Source organism: Paractinoplanes atraurantiacus (assembly GCF_900215205.1).
Taxonomy (GTDB): Bacteria; Actinomycetota; Actinomycetes; order Mycobacteriales; family Micromonosporaceae; genus Actinoplanes; species Actinoplanes atraurantiacus.
Map to the genome: position 1 here is coordinate 78,846 of NZ_OBDY01000020.1, position 21,139 is coordinate 99,984.

Annotated in this window: 16 protein-coding genes; 12 read left to right on the plus strand and 4 right to left on the minus strand. The window is 73.0% G+C overall.

The window, feature by feature from the left end; translation table 11 throughout:
• The 3 genes from CRP55_RS33980 to CRP55_RS33990 all read right to left on the minus strand — a co-directional run bounded on the left by CRP55_RS33980 (position 1) and on the right by CRP55_RS33990 (position 4,245).
• Positions 1 to 882: a universal stress protein gene (locus tag CRP55_RS33980; protein ID WP_179855447.1), complete on the minus strand. Its 882-nt coding sequence runs from the start codon at positions 880 to 882 to the stop codon at positions 1 to 3.
• A gap of 17 nt (positions 883 to 899) precedes the next feature.
• Positions 900 to 3,623 (minus strand): cation-translocating P-type ATPase, encoded by a 2,724-nt coding sequence (locus tag CRP55_RS33985; protein WP_097325627.1) that lies wholly within the window; start codon positions 3,621 to 3,623, stop codon positions 900 to 902.
• Between the two features lie 196 nt (positions 3,624 to 3,819).
• Positions 3,820 to 4,245 (minus strand): hypothetical protein, encoded by a 426-nt coding sequence (locus CRP55_RS33990; protein WP_097325628.1) that lies wholly within the window; start codon positions 4,243 to 4,245, stop codon positions 3,820 to 3,822.
• A 181-nt stretch (positions 4,246 to 4,426) separates the two neighbouring features.
• Here CRP55_RS33990 and CRP55_RS33995 point away from each other — a divergent pair, with 181 nt between their 5' ends.
• On the plus strand, positions 4,427 to 4,903 hold the full coding sequence (locus tag CRP55_RS33995) for a nitroreductase/quinone reductase family protein (protein WP_097325630.1): 477 nt from the start codon (positions 4,427 to 4,429) through the stop codon (positions 4,901 to 4,903).
• Here the strand turns inward: CRP55_RS33995 and CRP55_RS34000 are convergent.
• Positions 4,864 to 5,493: a hypothetical protein gene (locus tag CRP55_RS34000; protein ID WP_097325631.1), complete on the minus strand. Its 630-nt coding sequence runs from the start codon at positions 5,491 to 5,493 to the stop codon at positions 4,864 to 4,866. The genes CRP55_RS33995 and CRP55_RS34000 overlap by 40 nt on opposite strands.
• 307 nt (positions 5,494 to 5,800) lie before the next feature.
• Between CRP55_RS34000 and CRP55_RS34005 the strand changes: the two genes are divergently transcribed.
• From CRP55_RS34005 to CRP55_RS34055, 11 genes are read left to right on the plus strand one after another with little or no spacing between them, the layout of a single operon-like run.
• Positions 5,801 to 6,121: a hypothetical protein gene (locus CRP55_RS34005; protein WP_097325633.1), complete on the plus strand. Its 321-nt coding sequence runs from the start codon at positions 5,801 to 5,803 to the stop codon at positions 6,119 to 6,121.
• A 9-nt stretch (positions 6,122 to 6,130) separates the two neighbouring features.
• Positions 6,131 to 6,994, plus strand: coding sequence for a universal stress protein (locus tag CRP55_RS34010; RefSeq protein WP_143235096.1), 864 nt, complete (start codon positions 6,131 to 6,133; stop codon positions 6,992 to 6,994).
• A complete protein-coding gene (locus tag CRP55_RS34015; RefSeq protein WP_245923555.1) occupies positions 6,991 to 9,438 on the plus strand; it encodes a cation-translocating P-type ATPase in 2,448 nt (815 codons plus the stop codon). The genes CRP55_RS34010 and CRP55_RS34015 overlap by 4 nt, the downstream gene beginning before the upstream one ends.
• Positions 9,439 to 9,490: 52 nt before the next feature.
• Complete coding sequence (locus tag CRP55_RS34020; protein WP_097325638.1) at positions 9,491 to 10,384, plus strand: class I fructose-bisphosphate aldolase; 894 nt, start codon at positions 9,491 to 9,493, stop codon at positions 10,382 to 10,384.
• Positions 10,385 to 10,398: 14 nt separating this feature from the next.
• Entirely contained in the window at positions 10,399 to 12,036 is a 1,638-nt protein-coding gene (locus tag CRP55_RS34025; protein ID WP_097325640.1) for an NAD(P)-binding protein, read from the plus strand.
• Positions 12,033 to 15,590, plus strand: a complete 3,558-nt coding sequence (gene nifJ, locus CRP55_RS34030) for a pyruvate:ferredoxin (flavodoxin) oxidoreductase (protein WP_097325641.1) — start codon at positions 12,033 to 12,035, stop codon at positions 15,588 to 15,590. The genes CRP55_RS34025 and nifJ overlap by 4 nt, the downstream gene beginning before the upstream one ends.
• Positions 15,587 to 16,651 carry a Rossmann-fold NAD(P)-binding domain-containing protein gene (locus tag CRP55_RS34035; protein WP_097325642.1) on the plus strand — a complete coding sequence of 355 codons (1,065 nt, stop codon included), beginning with the start codon at positions 15,587 to 15,589 and terminating at the stop codon, positions 16,649 to 16,651. Before nifJ ends, CRP55_RS34035 begins: the two co-directional genes overlap by 4 nt.
• The gene (locus tag CRP55_RS34040; protein WP_097325644.1) at positions 16,648 to 16,932 is read left to right on the plus strand and encodes an NAD(P) transhydrogenase subunit alpha part 2; all 285 of its coding nucleotides are present in this window, start codon (positions 16,648 to 16,650) and stop codon (positions 16,930 to 16,932) included. The genes CRP55_RS34035 and CRP55_RS34040 overlap by 4 nt, the downstream gene beginning before the upstream one ends.
• Positions 16,929 to 18,326 (plus strand): NAD(P)(+) transhydrogenase (Re/Si-specific) subunit beta, encoded by a 1,398-nt coding sequence (locus CRP55_RS34045; RefSeq protein ID WP_097325646.1) that lies wholly within the window; start codon positions 16,929 to 16,931, stop codon positions 18,324 to 18,326. The genes CRP55_RS34040 and CRP55_RS34045 overlap by 4 nt, the downstream gene beginning before the upstream one ends.
• A complete protein-coding gene (locus tag CRP55_RS34050) occupies positions 18,323 to 19,231 on the plus strand; it encodes an ABC transporter ATP-binding protein (protein ID WP_097325648.1) in 909 nt (302 codons plus the stop codon). The genes CRP55_RS34045 and CRP55_RS34050 overlap by 4 nt, the downstream gene beginning before the upstream one ends.
• Complete coding sequence (locus CRP55_RS34055) at positions 19,221 to 20,861, plus strand: ABC transporter permease (RefSeq protein ID WP_097325650.1); 1,641 nt, start codon at positions 19,221 to 19,223, stop codon at positions 20,859 to 20,861. The genes CRP55_RS34050 and CRP55_RS34055 overlap by 11 nt, the downstream gene beginning before the upstream one ends.
• Positions 20,862 to 21,139: the final 278 nt, after the last annotated feature.

Genomic DNA, 21,139 nt, shown 5'->3' on the forward strand with positions numbered 1-21,139 from the left:
TCATGACTGTCCCGGCCCAACCATGAAAACAGGGCACAGTGCCCGCTGCGGGAGCAGGTGAGCGGCCGCGCTCAGGGCCGTGCCAGGCATCAGAACCCCGTGGTGGTGGCGGCCGATGACCACGGCGGCGGCCCGGCCGGAGGCCTCGATCAGCGCGGCGGCCGGGTCTCCCTGGATGATCTTGTGACGGACGGGTACGGGCGAGTGTGTCTCCAGACGCCGCGCCAGATCGGAGCCGTCACCGACGACATGCAGCACGACGACCTCGCAGCCTCGGATTCGCGCCTCGGCGAGAGCGAAATCCAGCGACGCCCGGGCCGTCGCCGAGCCGTCGACGCCGACGACCAAAGGCCATGATGCCCAGCCGGACCCGGCCGGCATGCGCACGATCAGCACCGGGTCGTCGTGCTGCCGGGCCACCCGGTCGGCGAGGCTGCGCCCGAGCGTGGTCGCGGTGGCGCCGCGCCGGTGCCCGACCACCACGAGGCCGGCGCCCCGGGCCTCCAGGAGCAACGACCGTGCCGGGTCGGGCCCGATCACGAGCCGGCCGGTCACGGCCACCGAGGGCGAGCCGGCGCGCACCCGGTCGCTGAGGCGGTCGAGCAGCCGCGCGCCCGCGTCTCCGCCGCCGGCGTGCCGCACGGTCACGATCCGCAGCGCCCAGCCGCGCAGCTCGGCCTCGACGGCCGCGTGATCCACGGCGACGCAGGCGGCCGGACTCTCGTCGGCGCCGACCACGATGAGCCCCGTGGCCGGTGGGGCTGGGGCGGAAGGCCCGTCCGGGCGGGTCCGTGGGGCGTACGGGTCGGGGTACCCGACCGCACCGAGATAACGGTTGATCGCGTCACCGAAGTGGGTGGCGTCCGAGTGCGCCTGCGTCATGGCGGCCACCTCCTCTTTCATCCCACGCCGGGCACGCCTTCGCGGGCAGAGGCGTTCGACCTGTTTCGCCCGGACCGACCGCGGCGCAGCAGGGCCCGGTAGACCTCGTCGGCGCCCCACACGAGCACGGGGAACGGCGCCAGAAGGGCCAACTCGGTCCCGCTCAGGGCTGCGGTGCCGAAGACCGGCTGGAAGGCCGGCACATAGATGAGGGCGGCCGCGAACACGATCTCGAAGGCGATGCCGCCGAGCAGCAGGCGATTGCTGAACACCCCGATCGTGCGAAGAGCCGCGAGATCCGTGCGGGCGGCCATGGCGGTGCCGATCTGGCAGGCGACGATCCCGGCGAACGTCATCGTCGCGGCCTTCGCCTGCACCTCGGCGGGCAGGTCCGCGCCCGGATGCCATCCCGCGCGCCACAGGACCCAGAAGAAGCCGGCCGTGACGAGCACCGCGGACGTCACCCCGAGCAGTCCCCAGGCACGCACGAGCAGCCGCCGGTCGATCACGCCCGACTTCGGCGATCGCGGCGGCCGGTCCATCAACCCGGGCTCGGCCCGTTCCCGGCCCAGCGCCAGCGCCGGCAGGGTCTCGGTGCCCAGGTCGATGGCGAGGATCTGCAACACGGTCAGCGGCAGTGGCACGGCGCCGCCGGAAAGCGCGAAGATCAGGAAGGGGACGACCTCGGGCACGGCGTGCGCGAAGATGTAGAGCACGAACTTGCGCACGTTGTCGTACACCTGCCGGCCGGCCTCGACGGCCCGCACGATGGTCGCGAAGTTGTCGTCCGTGAGCACCATGGTGGCCGCCTCCCGGGCGACGTCGGTGCCGGCCCGGCCCATCGCGACGCCGATGTCGGCGCGCCGCAGCGCCGGAGCGTCGTTGACGCCGTCGCCGGTCATGGCGACGATGTGCCCCTCGGAGCGCAGTGCCTCGCAGACGCGCAACTTCCCCTCGGGCGACGAGCGGGCGAAGACGATCTCGTGATGGTCACCGAGCAGCCGGTCGAGGTCGGCGTCGCCCATCCGCTCGAGCTCCGCGCCGGTGATGACGGTCCCGTCGCCCTTGCCGATGCCGGCCTGGGCGGCGATCTGCGCGGCGGTGGGACCGTAGTCACCGGTGATGACGTGCACCGTGATGCCGGCACGGTGAGCGGCGGCGACGGAGGCGGGGACCGCCGCGCGCGGCGGGTCCGCCATGGCGACCAGGCCGAGCAGGGTGAGCCCGGTCTCGGCCGACTCACGATCACCGGCCGGCACGCGGGAAGATCGTGCGATCGCCAGCACACGCAGGCCCTCGGACGCGTATCGGTCGACCGCCGCCGTCACCTCGGACCGTGTCGCGCCGGTCAGCTCTCCCACCTGCCCACCGGCGCCGAGAATTGTGGCGCAGAGCGGGACGACCGATTCGGGAGCGCCCTTCGAGAAGAGGCGGCCGCCGGCCTCGATGGACATGCGTTTGGTGCGAGGGTCGAAGGCGTACAACGCGGTCCGCGCCGCATCGCGGTCGGCCGCGTGCACCGGCACGCCGGTGTCGGCGGCCAGCCGCAGCAGGGCCAGCTCGGTGGGATCACCGGCGTCACCAGGCGTCCCGTCGCCGGCCAGATGGGCGGTGGTGCACAGGGCCGCCGCCGTCACCAACTCCCGGGCGGGCTGGTCGCCGGCCGCCACCGTCGCGTCCCGGTCGTCGCCGGCCATCCAGACCCGGGTGACCCGCATCCGGTTCTCGGTCAGGGTGCCGGTCTTGTCGGTGCAGATCACCGTGGTCGAACCGAGGGTCTCCACGGCCGACAGGCGTTTGACCACCGCCCCGGAACGGGCCAGCTCCCGCACTCCCGCCGCGAGCGCCAATGTGATCGTGGGCAACAACCCCTCGGGGACGTTGGCCACGATGAGCCCGATTGCGAAGGTGATCGCCGCGGCCCAGCCGAGACCGGCGAGCACTCCGATCGGAAGGAACGCGGCGCCGGCGACGACCGCCACAGCGGCGATGATCCACGTGGCCCGCCGCACCTGCCGTTCCAGAGGGCTCGGCTCCTGCCGGCCGCGCTGCGACAGCGCCGCGATGCGGCCGATCTCGGTGCGCATCCCGGTGTGCGTCACCACGGCGCGGGCCTGACCCGCGGTGCAGGACGTGCCGCTGAAGACCAGTTCGCTGGCCTCCAGCAGCGGACCCGGCACCAGTTCCGCGTCAGCGGCGCGGATGGCGGGCACCGATTCGCCGTTGAGCGCCGAAAGGTCGACCGCGACCGAACCCTCGACGAGACGGGCGTCGGCGCAGATCCGGTCGCCCTCACCCACCTCCATGACATCGCCGGGCACGAGGTCGCGCGCCGGCACCTCGAGCAGCACGCCGTCACGCATGACCAGCGCCGAGTCCGGCAGATAGGCCGCGAGCGCCTCCACGGCCCGCTCCGCCTGACGTTCCTGCACGAACGCGAAGGCCGCGTTGAGCAGGATGACCGCGACGACCGCCACGGCCAGCGCGGGCGCGTGCCCGGCCCAGGCGAGCACCGCCGCGATCATGAGCAGCACCGCGAGCGGCTGCGTGAACTGGGCCAGAAGCTGGCGCGGCCACCGCCGGCCGTGCCGCCGGGTCAGCTCGTTCGGCCCGTACACGGTCAGCCGGCGGGCGGCTTCCCTCGATCGCAGCCCGGACGGAGTGGACCGCAGGTGACGGAAGAGCTCGGTCGGTGGTTCCCGTCCGTCGACATCGGCCGGCGGCATCGTCGTCTGTGCCATACGGCCAGCGTCGGCTCGGACCAGCCGCGTGGGTCAGGGCCGAACTACCCGGCCGGGCGGTCTCAACGGGCCCCGAAAAGGCCCAACGGCTTGCTCGGCGGCGTTTCCGAGCTAGGGGCGGTGCGGGGAGGTGGACGCCGGCCGCTCGCGTCATCCCGGCGACGGGAAACGCTCGTCGACAATGACGGAACGGTCCTCAGCCTCTCACGCGGAACGCGGTCACGAGGTGGCTGAGGCCGGCGATCAGGCCGATCACGGATCCGCCGATACCGACGGCCAGCAGGATCCGGGTCACCACTTCCCAGTCGAAGCCGCCGGTGAACGTGAAGGGGAAGACCTGCCACATCCGGATCATCGCGACCAGGCCGACGCCGGTCGTGGCCAGCTCGCCGAGCGCGGTCAGCCAGCCCGGGTCGTAGGCGATCCACACCACGTTGACCACTATGCCGACGATCAGTGAGGTGTTCACCGCGAGAAGGACCTGGGTGGTCTCCGCGCTGAGGAACGGCACGGCGTCCCACCCCGGCCATTGATTGATGAGGAACAGCAGCAACCCGTTGACGGCCGCCGCGATCACGTATCCGGCCCGCCGGCCGGTTGGACGGTGCAGCTGCGTTGTCATGGCTCCTCCTTGTTCCCTTCACCGTGCTGCAAGCGCGCCGTGGGGGGACAGGGACCGAGGTCGTGTCGCATCAGGACCAGGGACCCTGGTGGTCACGGCCGTACCGGGATGTGCTGGAGCGTGGTGACCGGCGAGACGGTCATGGTCGTACGTGGCCGCCCGAAGATCCCGGAGGATCCCGATGTTCTATTCGGATGACCGCCTGCGCGCCATGTACAGCGGCGGGCGGGGCGATGCCACGGCGCGCCGGTTCGCACGTTTCTGGGCCGCGGTGCAGGGCGCCGGGCTGCTCCCGCGGCGCTGGGTGACACTCGAGGTTCCCGGCCGCCGGACCGGCCGGATCACCCGGTTCCCGCTCGGCATGGCCGACTGGCAGGGTGACTGGTATCTGGTGTCCATGCTCGGCGACGACTGCAACTGGGTACGCAACGTCCGTGCCGCCGGCGGCCGGGCAACGCTGCGGCGTGGTATCGCCCGGGAGTGCCGCCTGGTCGAGGTGCCGGTGGCCGGCCGGGCACCGATCATCAAGCGCTACCTGCAGAAAGTGCCCGGTGGACGGCCGCACATCCCGGTCGACCGGCGGGCGCCGCTGGCGGAGTTCGAGGCGATCGCGGGCCGCTACCCGGTCTTCCGGGTAGCGGCGAACAGCCGCGAGTGACGCACCAGCCGCCCCATGACCAACCCGGTGATCCCGGATGTCACCGCGGCCATGAGCAGACCGGCGACGGCCCCGATCATCAGCACGGTCGGGAGCGCCTGTCCCGGTCGCCAGAGAGGCGTGGCCAGGCCGAGGAACACCCCCAGGCCGACGAGCCAGGCGAACGCCGTGCCGGCGATCCAGCTCGCCGAGCGCCGCAACACCGTGCGCAGGACGAGCCACTGAGCCGTGCCGATGGACGCCAGCAACACCGGCCCGCCGATGATCAACACCACCGGCGCCGCCGCCGGCCATGTCGAGGGCATCATGCCGATCGCGTACGCGAGAACGGCCGCCCCCGCCGTCGCCGCCAGCCACCGGCGTACCGGAAAACCGACGAGAACCCGCCGGAGCACGGTGGCCTGAGCGAGCCCGAGCATCGTGCCCTCCACCGCGCCGGCGGCCAGGACGGCCGGAAGGGCGATCGCGGCCGGCACCCCGGCGGTGAGCGCGCCGGCGATGACCGGCACGCAGAATCCGGCGAACTCGCCCGCGGTCACCACGGCGAGCCAGCGGAGGAGGAACCATTCGCGGTCCGGTCGCTGCGTCATCACGGTCCTCCTCCTGGATCGCCGGCATCCTCAGCAGACCGCCGTGTCACCGCGGAGCACAGGGCCGGACGGTACGTACGCCCAGGTCCTCGGGCCCTCCAGATGGCGCCCGGCGCGTCCAGGCCGGGTTTCGGACCTGGAATACAACCCTCCGCAGGTCCGCACGTGCCGGTGGTGCCACGAGAGCGGTCGGGCCGGGCCCACCTACGGGTGACGGCTCCCGGTCGACAGGGGACCTTCGGCTCTGACCAGCCACCGCGCCGGGCCGCACGGTAGTCGGGAGACCGGACGACGGAAGGTTCCCACCATGACACCGCTCGAGCAGGCCGCCCGCGCGACCCGGCACGCGCAGTCGATCTTCGGCAGCCAACCATGGAGCCGGCGGGTCACCGGCGACGGGATGGATCTGTTCGCCGGCTTCACACGCCGGATCGACGGCGTCGACCGTCGAATCGCCCTGCTCCTGCTCGCCGCCGCGGACGGTCTGGTGACGGCGCCACCGAGCGATGCCGCGGACGTGGATGGGCCGCACCGATTGATCGGCGTTCCCGGCGTCCCGTACCTGGTGGTCCAGATCGGCTACGCCGCGGCCGTTGCCCGCCGCGACTTCGTCGCCATCGCCGAGTAGGTGAGCAACATGGGCTGCTCGATCGCGGCCGGCGTCGGCGGCGCCGGCGGATGGCGCGCGCTCACCTGGGCCGCCGACGAGGCCGAGCACACCGGCGCGCGGCTCGTGCTGCTGGACGTCTGCCCGCCCGGCTCACCGCTCGATCGCAGTGCCGGCGAGCTCGGTCCCGCCCAGCTCGAACTCGTCGATCCGCCGCTGGCCCGCGCCGTCGCCCGGACGCAGACGCGGCTGGGCCGCCGGCACGTCGCGCTGCTCGCACCCGTCGGAGACCCGGGGGCACGGCTGGTCGCGGCGTCCGCGGGGGTCCGTCTCCTGGTCATCGGTGAAGGTGAGCGCGGCCGCACGGTACGGCGGGTGCTCCGGCGCGCACACTGCCCGGTCGTGGTGGTCAAACCGGCAACCCGCGCGTCGCGCGGCGCCGAGCTCGGCGGGCATGTCGTCGTCGGTGTGGACGGCACGCCCGCGAGCCGCTCCGCCCTCGAGTTCGGTTTCGCTTTCGCCGTCGAACACGCGCTGCCCGTGGCGGCCGTTCATGTCTGCGCCGTGAGCCGTGACGACTTCTTCTACGACGATGTGACCCTGTCCACCCATTTCGCCGTCGAACCCGCCGCTCTCGAACTCCTCGCCGCGGAGACGGAGCCGTTCGCGCTCAGGCATCCCGCGGTGCCGGTTCGCCGGGCCGTTCTGCACGGGTCCGCCGCGGAGGCGCTGATCCGGGCCGGGTACGGCGCCGAGCTGCTCGTCGTCGGGGACAAACGGCGCGGCGCGGTCGGCCGGGTCCGCACGGACGACGTTCCCCTCGCCGTGGCAGCCGGGGCACCATGCCCCGTCGCTGTCGTTCCGGTCAACCAGCACCAGGGAGACCCGTTGTGAGCACGGCCCTTGTCACCAACGGCCTGACCACCGCCGAGGCCGCCGCCCGGCTGGCGGCGGACGGCCCGAACCTGGTCGAGGCGCCGCGGCCGCGGCGGCTGGCCGGGCGGATCGGGCGGCAGCTCGCCGACCCGCTGGTCGCGCTGCTGCTGGCCGCCGCGCTCGTCACCATTCTGCTCGGCGACGTGCCGGACACCGCCGTCATCCTTCTGGTCGTCACCGTCAACACGGTCATCGGCGTCTTCCAGGAGGTTCGCGCGGACGCGGCCATCGCGGCGCTGGACCGGATGGCCGCGCCCACCGCGCGGGTCGTGCGGGACGGCGAGGATCGCGTCGTGCCCGCCGCCGAGCTGGTGCGCGGTGACCTCGTCCGCCTCGAAGCGGGCGACGTCGTCCCGGCCGATCTGCGATTGTGCGACGCCCAGCGCGCCGGTTTCGACGAATCCGCGGTGACCGGCGAGTCCGTTCTGGTGCACCGGGCGCCCGGCGAGGACGCCGCGTCCGGAACGGTCCTGGCCACCGGGCGGGTGGCCGGGATCGTCGCTCGGGTCGGCCGCGACAGCACCCTCGGCCGGATCTCCGCGCTGGTGGCCCGGACCCGCCCGGGCCCGACCCCACTGCAGCGGCGCATCGCGGCGCTGGGGCGGGTCCTCGGCCTGACGGCCGTCGCCGTCTCGGCGGTCGTGTTCGCCCTCGGCCTGCTCGCCGGGCAGCCGGTCGCCCGCATGGCGATCACCGCCGTCAGCCTGGTCGTGGCCGCCGTGCCGGAGAGCCTGCCGGCCGTGGTCACCCTCGCCCTCGCGCTCGGCGCGCGCCGGATGGCCCGCACCCGCGCCATCCCGCGGCGCCTGCACGCGGTGGAGACGCTCGGGTCGGTCACCGTGATCGCCTCGGACAAGACCGGGACCCTCACGCAGAACCGGATGTCGGTCCAGCACGCCGTCACCGCCGACGGTGCCTGGCACACGGCCTCGGGCATCGGATACGCCCCGGAGGGAGAGATCGACACCGTCGGCGGTACGGCGGGGTCGCGCGAGCAGCTGCGCCTGCTCGCCCTCGGCGCGGTGCTCTGCAACGACGCGAACCTCATCCCGCCGGATTCGGACCGTGAGGAGTGGACCGCCGCCGGCGACCCCATGGAAGCCGCGTTGATCGCCTTCGCCGCCCGCTGCGGTCTCGACGTCGCGGCCGAGCGCGCGGCTGCGCCACGGGTGGACGAACAACCCTTCGACCAGGCCACACGCCGCATGACGACCGTGCACAGGCGGCCCGGCGGCGACTATCTGATCGTCTGCAAGGGCGCGCCCGAGGCCGTGCCCAGCGACGCCGGCGCCGCCGCCGAGCTGGCGGCGCGAGGCCTACGGGTGCTGGCCGTCGCCACCGCCACCACCGGCGATCGCTCGGCACGGCCACCGCTGCGCCCCGCCGGGCTCGTGGGCATCGGCGACCCGCTGCGGGCGAACGCCAAGGACACCGCCGCCGCGTTCGCCCGATCCGGCGTGAAGCTTGTGTTGATCACCGGGGATCATCCCGCGACCGCCGCCGCGATCGGATCACAGCTGGGTCTGTTCAACGAGGACGACCGGGACACCCGGGTGTACGCGCGCGTGCAGCCCGAGGAGAAGCTCGACATCGTCGCCGCCCTCCAGGAGCGCGGCGAGATCGTCGCCATGACCGGCGACGGCGTCAACGACGCGCCGGCGCTGCGCCGCGCCGACATCGGCGTCGCGATGGGCGGCGGCACCGAGGTCGCCCGGCAGGCCGCCGAGCTGGTGCTGGTCGACGACAACCTGGCCACCGTGGCCGACGCCATCGGCGAGGGGCGGCGCATCTACGACAACATCCGGCGGTTCCTGCGCTACGGCCTCTCCGGCGGCATCGCCGAGCTGCTCGTCATGTTGGCCGGGCCGCTGTTCGGCATGCCGCTGGCGCTGCTGCCCGCGCAACTGCTCTGGGTCAACCTGCTGACCCACGGCGTGCCGGGCGTGGCCCTGGGCGCGGAGCCGGCCGAGGCGGACGTGCTCGAGCGCCGGCCTCGTTCACCGCAGGAGTCCGTGCTGGGTGACGGGCTGCTGGCGAGCGTGCTCGCCGGGGGCCTGTGCGTCGCCACGGTGGTGCTCGGCGCCGGTGTCTTCGCCCTGCACCACGGGATGCCCTGGCAGTCGGTCATGTTCGTCGTACTGGGCCTCGCCCAGCTCGGCGTGGCCTTGGCCGTCCGTGCCGGGGCCACACCGGGTACACCTCGCAACTGGTCGCTGATCGCCGCCGTCGCCGTCTCCGGGGTTCTTCAGGTGGCGGGCGTTCTGCTGCCGCCGTTGCAGGCCCTGCTCGGCACCGAGGCGCTCACGCCGGTCGAGCTGCTCGCGTGCGCGGCCGTCGCGGTGATTCCCGGGCTGGCGCTGCGCCTGCCGATCGGCCCGGGGTCGCGGGCCCACCGCCTCTGACCGCCCGGCCGCGCCCGCGCGCACCGTGAGGGAAGAGTCAAAGGAGACTGCCATGACCACTCGGCTACGGCTCGGCCAATGCGGCCTGAGCGCGGGCAAGAAGGCCCGGCTGCACCGGATCCTCTACAAGCACGGTCTGGGCAACGGCACCGCCCTGTTCCTGCCCTACGACCAGGGCCTGGAGCACGGGCCCCGCGACTTCTTCGCCGACCCGATCGCCGCCGACCCGAAGTACATCGTCCGGTTGGCGCTGGAGGGCGGCTTCAACGGCATCGCCATCCAGGTGGGGCTGGCCGAGAAGTTCTACTGGGACTACGCCGGCGAGGTTCCGCTGATCCTGAAGCTCAACGGCAAGACCGACATCCCCAGCGATCGCAGCGCGCTGTCCCCGCTGCATGCCTCGGTCGAGGACGCGGTGCGGCTGGGTGCGGACGCCGTCGGCTACACCCTCTATGTGGGCTCACCGGCCCAGGACGCCGACTTCGCCCAGTACCGGGCGGTCCGCCAGGAGGCGCAGCGCTTCGGCATGCCCTTGATCGTCTGGGCGTACCCGCGCGGCGAGGCGATCGAACACAAGGGCGGCAAGGACTCCTTCTACGCGGTGCACTACGCCGCCCGCGTGGCCAGTGAGCTCGGCGCCGACGTCGTCAAGGTGAACTTCCCGCACCCCGAGAAGCACACGGACGTGCCCGCCGCCTACGCCGCCGAGTTCAGCAGCCAGGAGGCCATCGACGAGGTCGTCCGCGCCGCCAACCGCACCATGGTGCTGGTCTCCGGCGGCAGCCGGGCCGGCGACGAGGCCATGTTCGAGAAGGCGCAGGAGTCGATGTCGGCCGGGGCCACCGGCCTCATCTTCGGCCGCAACGTCTGGCAGCGCGACCACGACGAATCGCTGCACTTCGTCGACCGGCTGCGCCAGATCCTCGCCAAGTACCCGACGCCCTGACCGAGGACGATGTCATGAGCCGGCCGCACGACGATCTGACGACACCGCCCGACCTGCGCCTGGACCAGGCGCGGGGCGGGCCGGCCCGGGCACGCCGCCCGGTGTACCTCGACCTGCTGCCGCCCTGCAACGCCGGGTGCCCGGCCGGTGAGAACATCCAGGAGTGGCTGGCCCTGACCCGCGCCGGCGAGCACGAGCGTGCCTGGCGGGCCCTGGTGGCGGCCAATCCCCTGCCGGCCGTGCACGGACGGGTCTGCTACCACCCGTGCGAGAGCGTGTGCAACCGCGCCGAGCTGGACAGCCCGGTGTCGATCCACGCGGTCGAGCGGTTCCTCGGCGACCTCGCCCTCGATCGGGGCTGGCACTTCGATCCGCCGCCCGCCGCGAGCGGCCGGCGGGTGCTCGTGGTCGGCGCCGGCCCCAGCGGGCTGTCGGCCGCCTATCACCTGGCCCGGCTCGGGCACCAGGTGGTGATCCACGACGCCGAGGCGGAGCCGGGCGGCATGATGCGCTACGGCATCCCCGCCTATCGCCTGCCCCGGGACGTGCTGGCCGCCGAGATCGCCCGCATCACCGCGCTGGGCGTCGAGATCGTCACCGATCACCCCGTCCGCGACCTGGCCGGCGAGCGGCGTGACGGCCACTTCGACGCGGTCTTCGTGGCGGTCGGCGCCCATCTGTCCAAGCGGGTGGACATTCCGGCCCGCGAGGCAAGCCGCATCGTCGACGCGGTGGGGCTGCTGCACAGCGTCGCCGCCGGCGAACGCCCCCGGGTGGGCCGCCGGGTGGCCGTGTACGGCGGCGGCAACACCGCCATGGACGCGGCTCGCGTGGCGCGGCGCCTGGGCGCCGAGGAAGCCCTGGTCGTCTACCGCCGCACCCGCGCGCAGATGCCCGCCCACGCCGAGGAGGCGGACGAGGCCGAACGCGAGGGCGTACGGATCAACTGGCTGCGAACCATCCAGGCCTTCGACGGCCGCGATCTGACCGTCGAGGTCATGGAGCTCGACGCGGACGGCCGGCCGGTGCCGACCGGGCGCACCGAGACGCTCGAGGCCGACACCGTCGTGCTCGCCCTGGGCCAGCGGTCCGACACCGCCTTCGTGCGTGACGTCCCGGGTGTCGAGTTCACCGCGGACGGCACGGTGCTGGTCTCGCCGAGCCTCATGACGGGCTGTCCGGGCGTGTTCGCCGGTGGCGACATGGTCCCGGCCGAGCGCACCGTCACGGTCGCGGTCGGCCACGGCCGTACGGCCGCCCGGCACATCGACGCCTATCTGCGCAGCGCGACCACGGCCGATCCGCAGCGGCCGCCGATCGCCGGCTTCGCCGGGCTGCACCCCTGGTACTTCGGCGACGCCGGCCGCCGGCAGCAGGCCGAACGCGACCCGGAACAGCGCGTCGGCGACTTCACCGAGATCGTCGGCGGCCTCGGGGCGACCGCGGCCACCTACGAGGCGGGCCGATGCCTGTCGTGCGGCACGTGCTTCGAGTGCGACGGCTGCCTCGGCGCCTGTCCCGAGGACGCGGTGACCAAGCTGGGACCCGGGCTGCGTTACCGCTTCGACTACGCCCGCTGCACCGGCTGCGGCACCTGCTTCGACCAGTGCCCGGTGCACGCCATCTCGATGATTGCCGAGGCGACGCCATGACCCGCGCGACGATAGACGGCAACGAGGCCTGCGTCTCGGTGGCCTACCGCCTCAACGAGGTGTGCTGCATCTATCCGATCACACCGTCCTCGGCGATGGCCGAGCTCGCCGACGAGTGGTCGGCCGCCGGACGGCCGAACATCTGGGGCTCGGTGCCCACTGTGGTGGAGATGCAGAGCGAGGGCGGCGCGGCGGGCGCGCTGCACGGCGCCTTGCAGAGCGGCGCGCTGAGCACCACCTTCACCGCCTCGCAGGGGCTCCTGCTGATGATCCCGAACATGTACAAGATCGCCGGTGAGCTGACCCCGGCCGTGCTGCACGTGGCCGCCCGCTCGCTCGCCGCTCAGGGCCTGTCCATCTTCGGCGACCATTCGGACGTCATGGCCGCCCGCACCACCGGCTTCGCGATGCTCGCATCGGCGTCCGTCCAGGAGGCTCACGATTTCGCGCTGGTGGCGCAGGCCGCCTCGCTGGGCACGCGGGTGCCGTTCGTGCATTTCTTCGACGGATTCCGCACGTCGCACGAGATCAACACGATCGAGACGCTCGGCGACGACGACCTGCGAGCGCTGGTCCCGGACGAGTTGGTCCGCGCCCACCGCGCCCGGTCCCTCTCCCCGGAGCGCCCGGTCATCCGCGGCACGGCGCAGAACCCGGACGTCTACTTCCAGGGCCGCGAGACGGTCAACCCGTTCTACGCCCGCGTGCCCGGGGCGGTGCGGGCCGCGATGGACGCCCTCGGCCACCGCACCGGCCGCCGCTACGACATCGTCGAGTACGCGGGCGCCCCCGACGCCGACCGGGTGATCGTGCTGATGGGCTCGGGCGCGCAGACCGCCCGTGAGACCGTCGCCCGCCTGACCGCCGGCGGGGACCGCGTGGGCGTACTGCAGATCCGTCTCTTCCGCCCCTTCCCGGCGGCGGCGGTGGCGGCCGCGATCCCGCGCACCGCCACCCGGATAACCGTGCTCGACCGCGCCAAGGAACCGGGCTCGCTCGGTGAGCCGCTCTTCCTCGACGTGGTCGCCGCGCTGGCCGAGCATCGCCGCGACGCGATGCCGACGGTGATCGGCGGCCGCTACGGGCTCGGTTCGAAGGAGTTCACGCCCGGCATGGTCGCGGGTGTCCTGGCCGAACTGGCCCGCGAGGAGCCGCGGCCCCGGTTCACCGTCGGGATCGTCGACGACGTCTCCGGCAGCAGCATCCCCTACGAGGATCTCGACATCGAGCCGAACGGCGCGGTGCGGGCGCTCTTCTACGGCCTCGGCTCGGACGGCACCGTCGGCGCGAACAAGAACACCATCAAGATCCTCGGAGCGGATCCGCGGATGCACGCGCAGGGCTACTTCGTGCTCGACTCCAAGAAATCCGGCTCGATGACCGTGTCACACCTGCGCTTCGGGCCGGAGCCGATCCGCGCGCCCTACCTCATCGCCGAGGCCGGGTTCGTCGGCTGCCACCATCTCGGCCTGCTCGACCGGGTCGACGTGCTCGGCCGCGCCGCCCGTGGCGGCACTCTGCTGCTCAACTGCCCGCGCCCGGAACACGTCTGGGCGGAGCTCTCCCGCGACGTACAGGAACAGATCCTCGATCGGGAGCTCACCGTCTGGGCGATCGACGCCGACCGCATCGCCGCCGCGCACGGCCTGCCCGGGCGCACCAACACGATCCTGCAGACATGCTTCTTCGCGATCTCCGGTGTGCTCCCCCGCGAGGCGGCGATCACCAAGATCAAAGAAGCGATCGGCCGTACGTACGCCAAGCGCGGCGCCGATGTCGTCGCCCGCAACGATGCCGCCGTCGACGCCACCCTCGAGGCCCTGCACCGCGTCGTGCTGCCGGAACTGGCCACCGCGACCCGCCGCCGCCCGCCGCCGGTGCCGGCCGCAGCGCCGCCCTTTGTCCGCGAGGTCACCGGCGTGATGCTCGCCGGTCAGGGCGACCGGCTGCCGGTCAGCGCGCTTCCCGTCGACGGAACCTATCCCGGCGGCACGACCGCGTACGAGAAGCGCAACATCGCCGACCTCGTCGCCGTCTGGGACCCGCAGACCTGCATCCAATGCGGTAACTGCTCGTTCGTCTGCCCACACAGCGTCATCAGGTCGAAGTTGTACGACCTGAAGGAGCTCACCGGCGCACCCGGCGGCTTCCCGTCGGCGCCGCTCAACGCGCGCGGCCTGCCCGACAACCGGTACACGTTGCAGGTCTACCTGGAGGACTGCACCGGCTGCGGGCTCTGCGTCGAGGCCTGCCCGATCGGCACCCCCGAGCACCGGGCGATCAACCTGGAACCCCGCGAGCCCCGCCTCGAATCGGGCCGCGCCGACATCGCCTTCTTCGAGGCGCTGCCGAACGCCGACCGGTCCCGGGTGGACTTCGGCACCGTCCGCGGCGCGCAGTTCCTTCAGCCGCTGTTCGAGTTCTCCCTCGCCTGCGCCGGATGCGGCGAGACGCCGTACCTCAAATTGTTGTCGCAGTTGTTCGGCGATCGCCTGATGGTGGCGAACGCGACCGGCTGCTCGTCCATCTACGGCGGAAATCTGCCCACCACGCCGTGGACGCGCAACGACCAGGGCCGCGGCCCGGCATGGTCGAACTCGCTGTTCGAGGACGACGCCGAGTTCGGCATGGGCTTCCGGCTCGCCGCCGACCTGCACCACCGGCTCGCGGCCGACCGGCTCCGTCAGTTGCGTGACGAACTCGGGACCGAGCTCGTCGAAGCGGTGCTCGGCGCGCCTCAGCGGCGCGAGTCCGAGTTCGCCGCCCAGCGTGAACGCCTGGCCGAGCTCTCCCGCCGGCTGGACGCTCTCCCCGAGGGGGACCCGGTCGTGGCCGACCTGCGCAGCGTCCTGGATCACCTGGTACGGCGCAGTGTGTGGATCGTCGGTGGCGACGGCTGGGCGTACGACATCGGGGCCGCCGGGTTGGATCACGTGCTGGCCAGTGGCCGCGACGTGAACGTGCTCGTGCTCGACACCGAGGTCTACTCGAACACCGGCGGCCAGATGTCCAAGGCCACCCCGCTCTCGGCGGTCGCCCGGTTCGCCGCCGCGGGCAAGACCACGCCCAAGAAGGATCTGGCCCTCCAGGCCATCGCCTACGGCAACGTGTACGTGGCCCGGGTCGCCATGGGCGCCGACCCGGAGCAGACGCTGCGGGCGCTGCGCGAGGCGGAGGCGTACGACGGCCCGTCGCTGGTCATCGCGTACGCGCACTGCATCGCCCACGGCATCGACATGCGCGACGGCCTCGGACAGCAGAGCCGCGCCGTGCGGTCCGGCTACTGGCCGCTGATGCGCTACGACCCCGTGCTGCGTGCCGCCGGGCGCAACCCGTTCCTGCTCGACTCGCCGCGCCCGCGCACCCCGTTGTCCGACTACACCGACCGGGAGTTGCGGTTCCGGCGGCTGCACGACACCGATCCGGACGAGGCGGCCCGGCTGGCGACACTCGCGCAGGAGGCGGTCGACCAACGCTGGCAGACGTACGAGGAGATGGCCACCCGCGGCCCGGAGCGCTTCCCGGCCGACGCGAGGCCGAAGGGAGAGCCATGAGTGTCATCGGTGTTCTCCGGGAGACCGCCGCGGGCGAGCGCCGGGTGGCGCTCACCCCGGACGTCGCACGCCGGCTGTCCGACCGCGGCGTCAAGGTGCTGGTGGAGACCGGCGCGGGCCGCATGTCCTTCTTCGACGACGCGGCCTACACCGCCGCAGTCGTGGTCACTCGCGATGAGATCTACGCCGGCAGCGACGTGCTCCTGTGCGTGCGCCGGCCGGACGACCTGGCCGCCGCGCGACCGGGGCAGATCCTGGTCGGCCTGCTCGGTCTAGACCCGAACGGGCTGAACGGTGTCACCGCGATCAGCCTCGACCGGCTCCCCCGCACGCTGAGCCGGGCGCAGGCCATGGACGCGCTCACCTCGCAGGCGAACGTCGCCGGCTACAAGGCCGCGCTGATCGCCGCCGAGGCCTGCCCCGGCTTCTTCCCGATGCTGATGACCGCCGCCGGCACCACCAGGCCGGCCCAGGTCCTCGTGCTCGGCGCCGGTGTGGCCGGTCTCCAGGCGATCGCCACCGCCCGCCGGCTCGGCGACCAGGTCACCGGCTACGACGTGCGCGACGCGGCCCGCGCCGACATCGCCTCCACCGGCGCCGCCGTGCTGGACGTCGCCGCGCCCAGCGCCGAGGCGGCCGGCGGCTACGCGCGCGACCTCACCGAGGACGAGGCCGGCGCCCAGTCGCAGGGCCTGGCCGCGGCGATACCCCGGTTCGACGTGGTGATCACGACGGCGAAGGTGCCGGGCGCGCCCGCCCCGCTGCTCGTGCCCGCGGCGGCCCTGGCCGCCATGCGCCCCGGCTCCGTGGTCATCGACCTGGCCGCCGGCAACGTCGCCGGTTCCGTTGCCGGCGCCCGCACGCTGACCGGCAACGAGGTCACCGTGATCGGCGCGCCCGACCTGGCTTCCACCGTGCCGGTCGCGGCCTCCACGGCGTACGCCCGCAACCTGCTCGCCCTGCTCACCCACCTGATGCCGCACGGCGAACCCCAGCTCGACCTCGACGACGAGATCACCCGGGCCGTGCTGCTGAGCGACCGCGAAGGAGCCCGGCCATGAGCCCGCTGCTGCTGGCCGACCTGACCGTCTTCACCCTGGCCCTGCTGGTCGGCTTCGAGGTGATCAGCAAGGTGCCGGCCACCCTGCACACGCCGCTGATGTCCGGCGCCAACGCCATCCACGGCGTGGTGATCGTCGGCGTCATGCTGCTGGCCACGATGGTGTCCACGCCGGCCGGCTACGCCCTGCTGGCGGTCGCCGCGTTCTTCGGGGCGATGAACGTCGCCGGCGGTTACGTGGTCACCGACCGCATGCTCGCGATGTTCCGGAGCCGGTCATGAGCGCCTTCGACACGGTGATGCACCTGCTGTACCTGGCCTGTGCGGTCAGCTTCGTGGTGGGCCTGCACCTGATGAACGCGCCGGGCACCGCCCGGCGCGGCAACCGTATCTCGGCCGCCGGCATGGCCGTCGCCATCGTGGTCACCGCCGCGGTTCTGGGCCACGACGGTGGCGCCACGGCCGCCGGGGTGGTCGCGCTGGCGGCGGGCGCCTCGGCCGGGATCGCCGCGGGCACGGTCACCGCGCGCAGGGTCCAGATGACCGCGATGCCACAACTGGTCAGCCTGTTCAACGCCGTCGGTGGCGGCGCGGCGGCACTCATCGCGCTCGGCGACCGGCCCGGCACCACCAGCGCGGCGGTCGCCGGGGTCCCCGACGTCCTCATCGGGGCGGTGACCTTCAGCGGCTCCCTCGTCGCCTCCGGCAAACTCGCCGGCAAGATCGCCGGCCGGCCGATCATCCTGCCCCTCGGCCGGCCGGTCACCGCACTGCTGGGCGCCGCCGCGGCCGGGCTCGCGGTGGTCATCGTCGGTTTCGGCGCGCCGGCCGGGGCGCTCTACGGCCTCGCCGGCTGCGCCCTCGCCGCCGGGGTGCTCCTGACGCTGCCCATCGGCGGCGCCGACATGCCGGTGGTGATCTCGCTGCTCAACGCCTTCACCGGCACCGCGGTCGCGATGGCGGGGTTCGTTCTTGCCAGCACGCCGCTGATCATCGCGGGCGGCCTGGTCGGCGCGGCCGGCGCCATCCTCACCAAGCTCATGGCCGACGCCATGAACCGGCCGGTCGGCGCGATCATCGCCGGCGGCTACGGCACCGGCGACGCCGTCACCGTCACCGCCGGTGCGGGCTCGGCCGCCGTACGGGAGACCACCGCCGACGATGTGGCGCTGCAGCTCGCGTACGCCGAACGGGTCGTGATCGTGCCCGGTTACGGGCTGGCCGCCGCGCAGGCCCAGCACGAGGCGGCGTCGCTCGCCGAGGCCCTGGCCGGGCAAGGCGTGGCGGTCACCTACGCCATCCATCCCGTGGCCGGCCGGATGCCGGGGCACATGAACGTGCTCCTGGCCGAGGCCAACACGCCCTACGAGCTGCTGCGCGACCTCGACGAGGGCAACGCCGACCTGGCCCGCGCCGACGTGGCCCTGATCATCGGGGGCAACGACGTGACCAACCCCGCGGCCCGGCGGCCCGGCAACGCGGTCTCCGGCATGCCGATCCTCGACGTCGACAAGGCTCGCTCCGTGATCGTGATCAAACGTTCGCTGGGTCACGGCTACGCCGGCATCGACAACGAGCTCTACACCGACCCGCGCACGGCCATGCTCTTCGCCGACGCCAAGGCCGGCCTGACGGCGATCCTCACGGCCCTGCACGCCTACAGGTCCACGGCATGACCACGATTGCCGTACGCGATCTGAGGCGCTCCTACGGCAGCGTGCGCGCGGTCGACGGCGTCAGCTTCACCGTCGGCGACGGCGAGGTCTTCGCCCTGCTCGGCCCGAACGGCGCCGGTAAGACCACGACCGTCGAGATCCTGGAGGGGTATCGGGAGCGGGACGCCGGAACGGTCGAGGTGCTCGGCTTCGACCCGGCCACCGGCGGGACGGCATACCGCGAGCGGATCGGCGTGGTGCTCCAGTCGGCGGGCTTCGAGGAGGAGTTCACCGTCCGGGAGCTGGTCCGGCTCCAGTCGAGCCTCTATCCCCGACGGCACGACCCGGACGAGCTGATCGATCTGGTCGGGCTGGCCGGTAAGCGGACCACCCGCGTCAAAGGCCTCTCCGGCGGCCAGCGGCGCCGCCTCGACCTCGCCCTCGGCCTGGCCGGCGCGCCCGACCTGCTCTTCCTCGACGAGCCGACGACCGGCTTCGACCCCGCCGCCCGGCACCACGCCTGGGACTTGGTGGCGAGCTTGCGCGATCTGGGCACCACGATCCTGCTGACCACGCACTACCTGGAGGAGGCGCAACGGCTCGCCGACCGGGTGGGCGTGCTGCGCGACGGGCGGCTGCTGACCGTCGGCACCCCGGCCGAGCTGCGCGCCCGCAGCGACCTGCCGACTGTGATCAGCTTCCGGATCCCCGGCGGCGGCCTCGGTGATCTGCCCCCGCTGAGCGCCCGGCCCCGTCTCGCCGACGGGGTGGTACGGCTGGACAGCCGCGACCCGGTCACGGACACCTGGCACCTGACCGCTTGGGCGACGGCAAGGTGGACCCCGCTGGAGGATCTCGCCGTGAGCCCGCCGACGCTGGAGGACGCGTACCTCGCCCTGACCGAGGAGCACGACGATGGCCGTTGACACGCCCGCGCGGGTGCGCCCGCCGTCGCCGGCCACCCGCGTCCGGGCGCTGCCGGTGCTGACCGCCCACGCGGTCCGGGCGTTCACGCACAACCCGCCCGCCGCCTTCTTCACGCTGGCCTTCCCGCTGGCGTTCCTGATCATCGTGGCGTCGATCGTCGGCGACCAGACGACCGACGCCGGCGTTCCGGTGGCGCAGTTCCTGGTGCCGCCGTTCGCGGTCTTCGGCGTGGCCCAAGCCTCGTTCACCTTGCTGGCCACCGACACCGCGGTGCTCCGGGAGAACGGGGTGCTGCTGAGGCAGCGCGCGGCGCCGGTGCCGGCCCGTACCGTCCTGGCCGCGCGGACAGCCGCCTCCGTGATCATCTCCGGCGCGGCGGTGGCGCTGCTGGTCGCGGTCGGCGTGCTCGCGTACGACGTGGAGGTCGTCTGGCGCAAGGTGCCGGCCATGCTGGTCACGCTCCTGCTCGGCATCGCCTGCTGCGCGTCTCTGGGGCTGGCCTTGGCGGCGCTGGTACGCACGGCCCGGGCCGCGCAGGCGCTCGCCCAGGGGCTGCTGATCCCGCTGGCCTTCATCTCGGAGGTTTTCATCGTGGGCGCCGATCTGCCGCGCCCGCTGTCGGCGATCGGCTCGGCCCTGCCGCTGAAACACTTCGCCCTGGCGATGGCCGAGACGTTCGATCCCGCCGGAGGCTACGGCTTCCGGCCCGGCCACCTGCTGGTGCTCACAGCTTGGACGGTCGCCGGCGCCTTCACCGCCCAGCGGTGGTTCGGCTGGCAGCCGCGCGGGGAGGCCCGCCCGCGCTCCGAGCCCGAGGTCGCCCCGCACACGCGCCTGTCCGCGCCGGTCACCTACCCACGCCGGTCGCCGGCCCGGCTGTTGCCGGGGCAGATCCGGTACGCGCTGACGGGCCTACGCCGTGATCCGCTCGCCGTCTTCTTCGCCGTGGTCTTCCCGGCCCTGCTGCTCGTCCTGTTCCCCTCCGTGTTCGGCGACGCGCGGGTGCACGGTCTGTCCATGGCCCAGTACCTGTTCGCCGGCATGCTCGCCTACACCGCCGCGGTGTCCGGCTATGTGGACCTGCCGGAGGCCGTGGTGGCCGCCCGGTCGTCCGGTGTTCTCCAACGCCTCCGGGGCACGCCGCTTCCTCTGCGCCTTTATCTGGCCGGGCGGGTGTCCGGGGCCCTGCTCACCACCCTGCTGGCGGCCGCCGTGCTCGCGGCCGCGGGCATCGGTTTTCTCGGCGTCCGCGTCCCACCCGCGCATCTGCCAGCCATATTGGTCACGATCGTCCTGGGCTCCTTCTGTTTCGCCGCGCTCGGCCTGGCGCTCGTGGCCCTGCTGCGGTCGGCGCGCACGCTGGTCGCGATCACTCTCGGTACTCTGCTGCCGCTCTGCTTCGCCTCCGAGATCTTCGTGGCGGGCGACCGGCCGCTGCCCGATGCCCTCACCACCCTGGCCGGGGTGTTTCCCCTGCGCCATTTGCTTCAGGCGCTGTTGGCAGCCACGGAGCCGGACGGCGGCGGCGCCGGCTTCGCCGGGGCCCACCTCGCCGTCGTCGCCGCGTGGACGCTGGCCGGTCTGCTGATCATCCGCGGACGCGGCCTCGGAGAAAGGGGACGGTCATGACCACCTCGCTGACGGTCTTCGATCAGCTCGTCCTGCACGGCCTCGTCCAGCTGGACTTCCACGTGCCCGCGGGCGAGGTGCCGCTCGAACTCGTCGGAGCCGACGAGGTCATCGGCTGGTCCTGCCTGGTTCCCCCGTTCCGTTCCACGGTGGGTGCCATGGTCGTCGAGGAGAGCCACATGGTCGAGCTGCGCGCGGGAGCGCTCGGAGGATCCGATGTTCGGGCTCGAGTTCACGACCAGGATGCTGGCCGTGGCCCAGCAGCGGCTGGCCGCGGC